This is a genomic window from Desulfurella sp. (genome assembly GCF_023256235.1).
GTDB lineage: Bacteria > Campylobacterota_A > Desulfurellia > Desulfurellales > Desulfurellaceae > Desulfurella.
Map to the genome: position 1 here is coordinate 59901 of NZ_JAGDWY010000067.1, position 5652 is coordinate 65552.

Sequence of the window (5652 nt, forward strand, 5' to 3'; positions counted from 1 at the left end):
ACGACTGGTACGACTCCTAAAACCAACGCTTATGATGGCTATTATGCTACTGCTCAATCAGCAGCTTTAACAGGTACTAATGCAGCTTTTGCTACACCAACAACCAGTACAAGTGGTGTGCTTGTTTTCTTCTACAACCAGCAGCCACATTAAAATTTGATTTTAGCGGTGCAAATTTTGCGCCGCTATTTTTTTATTTATGAAAAAAGGTTTTACTTTAATTGAGCTTGCCATTGTGCTTGTTATAATTGGTTTATTAATTGGCGTTGGCGTAAGTTTGCTGCCTGGGCTTATAGCTCAGCAAAAATATACGCAAAATCAAAGTCTTATAAACCAAAACTACAATACGATTATAGGTTATGCAATGGCAAATGGCAAACTACCCCTTGCTGCATCAAACACAAATGGCACTGCTTCAAATCAAAACATAGGCTACCTGCCATATAATACAATAGGCGGGCTCCAAAAGGATGCGTATGGCAATACATTCTACTATGCAGTAAATAATAGAGCGTTAAATATATCAATAAACGGCGCAAACGCAATAAATCTAAGCTTAACAAATGCAGGCAATATGCAAAACTTCTGCGCTGTGCTTTATGCGCTAAACTACTATTACAATCAAAACCCTACGCTTAGCTCAAGCGATGTAAGAACAATCAATGCTCCAAATGCTACACCTATAATGGACGCTTTTGTTATCATATCAAGCGGTGCAAACAACAAACTTGATAGTCCAAATACAATTACAAACTCAAATGGCGTTTTTGCAAGCCAGCAATACCCACTTTCAAATACCTACGACGATAGTGTAATGGCATTATCCATAACAGACGCTATTGGCAAGTTTTGCACAAATTACACATACAGCGGCAGCTGCAGTGGGACAACTTGCACTTTAACTTCATCATCGCAGCAACAGCCACCACAGCAAAATCAGTTAACATTAACGCCACCTTCTGGCTATACTTTTCAATCGGGTACTGGTACAGTAACTGTAAGCGGTGGTTCTCCACCATATACATGCAACGCATCTGCAAGTCCATCTATTTTTTGTAGTGCAACTTGCAGTGCAAATAATAAATCTGTGACGTTCTATAATCAGTTTGCATTGCTCTTTGTTAATATTTGCACAGCAAATATAACTTTTACAGATAAAAATGGACTTGTAGGCAGTGGTGTCTATTATTATTAACCATGGCTAAAAAACGCTTAGGCGAGTTATTAAAAGACGAAGGATATATTAATGATAATCATATAAAATTTGCCCTAAAAGAACAGAAAGCTACAGGTGAGCTTTTAGGAGAAGTTTTAGTCAGGCTTGGTATTGTAACAGATAGAGAAATTGCCTTAAGCCTTTCAAAGCAGTTTGATTTGCCATTTATTGATATAAAAGAAATTAAGCCCGATAATAATGCAATGAAACTTATAAACCTTAATTTTTGCAGACAGCATAAGGTGCTTGCTTTTGAAAAAAAAGACAATACTTTAAGTATTGCTATTGCAAATCCAGATGATGAGCGTCTTTTTGACCTAATATCTCGCATTACCACATTAAAGCCAAACTTTTACATAGCAAGTCAAAGCGAAATACAAGAAGCAATTGAAACAAATTATTATCTATTAGAGCACCCCATAGAGCAGGATATAGAGCGCGTTATAAATGTAATTAGGTCAAACCCCAATGCAGATATAAATATGGAAGATTTTACACGCTCAATTTTTATTTTAGCAATAAATATGCGCTCAAGCGACATACATATAACGCCTACAGATAAAAGCCTGCATATACATTTTCGCATAGATGGTGTTTTGCAACTGGTATACTCTATGCCACAAACACTTGCAAATCGTTTTATATCAAACATAAAAGTAAGATCTGGTATGGATATATCAGAGCAAAGAAAACCTCAGGATGGGCGCATCAGCTTTGAATTTTTAGGAAAAACTTACGACATGAGAGTTTCAACCGTGCGTACAGTATATGGTGAAAATGTTGTTATTAGAATACTTGGTGCAAGCTCCAGTTTATACTCTATGCCTAATTTGGGTTTTGATGAAAAAGACCTGGCAAAACTTGAAGTGGCTTTTTCAAAACCTTATGGTATTATACTGATAAGCGGCCCAACAGGCTCTGGCAAAACCACTACGCTTTATGCTGCACTGCGCCGCATAAATGCTTTGGAAAAAAACATAATGACAGTAGAAGATCCAATTGAGTATAAATACCCGATGGCACGCCAGACACAGGTAAATGAACTTGCAGGGTATGATTTTTCAAGCGCTATAGTATCATTTATGAGGCAGGATCCAGATGTAATGCTAATTGGCGAAATCAGGGATGCAAAAACAGCTCAAATGGCAATAAGGGCATCTATGACAGGACACTTGGTATTGTCAACTATTCATGCAAATGATTGCATAGGAATTATTCCAAGACTTAAAGATTTAGGTGCAGATAGCTTTTTGATTGCAAGCTCTGTTGTAGCACTTGTATCCCAGAGGCTTGTTAGAAAGCTTTGTCCTTTTTGTAAGCAAGAAGTTGAAACATCGCGTGAAGATATGGAGTTTTTAAGCATTGATAAGCCAATCAACATATTTAAAAAACATGGTTGTCCAAAATGCAATTTTACAGGATATATAGGGCGTACGGTAGTTTCTCAAATTTTGCTTATAAATGATGCCATTAGGAACCTTATAGCGCAAGATGAACCGCTTTACAAAATAGAAAAACAAGCCTACGAAAGCGGAATGAGAACACTTTTAGATGATGCAAAAAAGAAGGTAGTGCAATCCATTACAGATATAGAAGAAGTCATAAGGGTATTTGGTAGATGAAGTATAAGGTTTGGGTTATTGATAGCGAAGGCAATTTGGCAGTGCGCATATTTATTAGCCCATCTAAAGAAGCTTTATTAACAAGAATAGCAAGGGATAATTTAATCCCTATAAAATTTAAGCCTATTAGATTTTCTTTTTTTGAGCCAAAAATCAAACGTAAAGAAATTATAGAATTTTGCAATAATTTGTCTTTGATGCTGGGTGGTGGTATCTCACTGCTTGAAGCGTTGGATGAATTTGCTTTAAATACAAAAAATAAGCGCTTTAAGTTTATAACAGAAGAAGTGATTTTTGATATTAGAGAAGGTATGAGCTTTTCAGATGCATTAAAGCGTCACAAGGTTTTTCCAGATGTACTTGTGCATCTGGTTAGAATTGGAGAAGAATCAGGCGCACTCTCAAATGTTTTAAACGATGCAGCACAGCATTTGCAAAAAATTGAAGATATTGTATCAAACACAAAAAGGGCATTAATGTATCCTTTGTTTGTAAGTTTATCTATGCTTGGTGCAGCGGCTTTTTGGATGTTTTATGTTTTGCCTAAGCTAACTGCTGTTTTTAGCACAATGGGTTTGAAGTTGCCTTTACCTACAATTTTGCTCATAAAAAGTGTGGCTTTTTTAAATCATTATTGGTGGATTTTTCCATTAGTTTTTGTTGTATTTTCTTTGATTTTTTTTATGCTAAAGCTAAGTGAAAAAGGTAAATTTTTTCTAGATTCTACTATATATAAAATACCGATTTTTGGTACGCTTATTTTAACTAGCAACCTTGCATTTTTTTTTGAATATGAAGCATTGCTTTTGCGTGTGGGCGTATCTATTACAAATTCGCTTGATATAATAAAAAAAGCTTTCAAAAACCTTGTATTTAAGTTTGCTTTAGAAAACACCAATAATAGTATAAAAAACGGTATGGGATTAAGCGAATCCTTTAGAAAAAGTAAAATATTTGAACCATTTATTGTGCGTATGATATCAGCAGGCGAAAAAACAGGCGAACTCGACAAACAGATGAGCTATATTGCAAACTCATACTATACAAAAGTCAATCGCATGGTAGAAGTAATGGAAAAAACAATAGAACCTATAGTATTGACCATTGCCGGTATATTCTTTTTTATCATTGTGTTAGCTTTAATTGTGCCTGTATATCAGCTTGTATCTAAAATGGGAGCTGTTAGGTGAAGCAAGAAGTGCTTGATTTTTTTAAGTTAAGTGATGATCCATTTAGATTAACACCTGATTTAGATTTTTACTTTCCAAGCAGATCTCACACGCAAATACTTGATATACTAAAATATTTTTTTGAGTCAAATGAAGCTTTTGCAGTAGTTGTTGGCGAAGTAGGATGTGGTAAAACCATGCTTATTAGAATGCTTCTTGAAAATATGCCTGAAAATTTTGAAACAGCAGTTTTAATATCACCAATTTTGCAGCCAAAAGAGCTGATTTTAGCCATTTTGTACGATTTGGGTATAAAAACTGATAGCGAGCTTAACCTTGATGTGCTTTTGAGGCAATTTCAAGACTATCTTATACAACTTTCTCAAAATGGAAAAAGATTGGCTATTATTATAGATGAAGCACAGGATCTGCCCAACGAAACGCTTGAACAATTGAGATTATTATCAAATATAGAAACAACAAAAAACAAATTGATGCAAATTTTGCTTGTAGGTCAACCAGAACTTAACAACAAACTTTCAAGCTATGCAATGCGCCAGTTGAGGCAACGTATAAGCATTTATGAATCTTTGGATCAGTTATCTAAGCAGGAAGCTTTGCATTATATTTTATTTAGATTATCAAAAGTCCAAAGAGGCGATCTGTCTTTTACAAATGTTGCGCTAAAAACTATTGCAAAAAGCTCACTTGGCATACCAAGGCTAATTAATACAATATGTTCAAGGTCGCTTTTTATTGCATATTCACTAAATACAAATAGAATTAGTTTTGCTATTGTAAAAGAAGCTTTGCAAAGTTTGAATATAAAACTTAGGTTTGGATTTTAAATGAAAAAACTCTTGTATTGTTCAAAAAAAGGCATAAAAATAATTTCGTATAAAAATGGGTCAAATTTTGAGATACTGGATATTAAAGAATCTGATATAGAAACTTTGCCTGAATTTATTAAACCAAAAGACATAGTTAGCTTAGCATTTGAATCTAATTTGTATGTAGATACAGATGAATTTATAAGCTTATCAAAGCTTGCAACCTATACTGCAATAAAAAATGCAGTAGGTCATCTGGGTATTTTTGGTAATGAGTTTGAAATCAGCTACAAAAAAATAAAGCAAGTTGATAAAACAAAAGCGTTATTTTATTATGTAGCGGTAAATAAAGATAGTTTTGATTTTATAGATAGACTTGATTGTACAATTGAACAATGCGTGCCTGTTGAAATTGCAATTAAAAATCTATTTTGCGCTTTTTACCAAAAAGATCCGCAAGCAGTAATTATTATAGAAAAAGACAATTATATAAGAGTTATTGCTTTTGATAATGAGAAGTTAAGTGCTAAAACCATACATAAAGAAGGTTTCCAAAGCGAATACCAGGAACTTGGTAACTTTTTACAAGGCGTTTTAACACAATACAATAAAAAAAATATATATTGCTTAGGCTCATCAGAATTGTTTGATAATTTACTAAGTGTCAATATTGAAGCACAAGAACTTTTTTTAAAAATTGGCAATTTAACACAATCTCAGATTATAGAATACATTGAAGTCCTGGGTTTGCTATATAAAAACGATATTAATTTTTTAACCCCAAAACACAAAGAAAACTACAAAGCATTTAAACA

5 protein-coding genes are annotated in these 5652 nt (G+C 33.9%); all 5 read left to right on the plus strand.

The features are described 5' to 3' along the window. Positions 1 to 199 precede the first annotated feature (199 nt). Positions 200 to 1195, plus strand: a complete 996-nt coding sequence (locus tag Q0C22_RS07100) for a type II secretion system protein (RefSeq protein ID WP_291493198.1) — start codon at positions 200 to 202, stop codon at positions 1193 to 1195. A 2-nt stretch (positions 1196 to 1197) separates the two neighbouring features. Further along, positions 1198 to 2838 carry a GspE/PulE family protein gene (locus Q0C22_RS07105; RefSeq protein WP_291493200.1) on the plus strand — a complete coding sequence of 547 codons (1641 nt, stop codon included), beginning with the start codon at positions 1198 to 1200 and terminating at the stop codon, positions 2836 to 2838. After that, positions 2835 to 4028 carry a type II secretion system F family protein gene (locus Q0C22_RS07110; protein WP_291493202.1) on the plus strand — a complete coding sequence of 398 codons (1194 nt, stop codon included), beginning with the start codon at positions 2835 to 2837 and terminating at the stop codon, positions 4026 to 4028. The genes Q0C22_RS07105 and Q0C22_RS07110 overlap by 4 nt, the downstream gene beginning before the upstream one ends. Then, the gene (locus Q0C22_RS07115) at positions 4025 to 4855 is read left to right on the plus strand and encodes an AAA family ATPase (protein ID WP_291493204.1); all 831 of its coding nucleotides are present in this window, start codon (positions 4025 to 4027) and stop codon (positions 4853 to 4855) included. Before Q0C22_RS07110 ends, Q0C22_RS07115 begins: the two co-directional genes overlap by 4 nt. After that, positions 4856 to 5652, plus strand: a 797-nt coding sequence (locus Q0C22_RS07120; RefSeq protein WP_291493206.1) for a hypothetical protein, incomplete at its 3' end; no start/stop codon positions are given.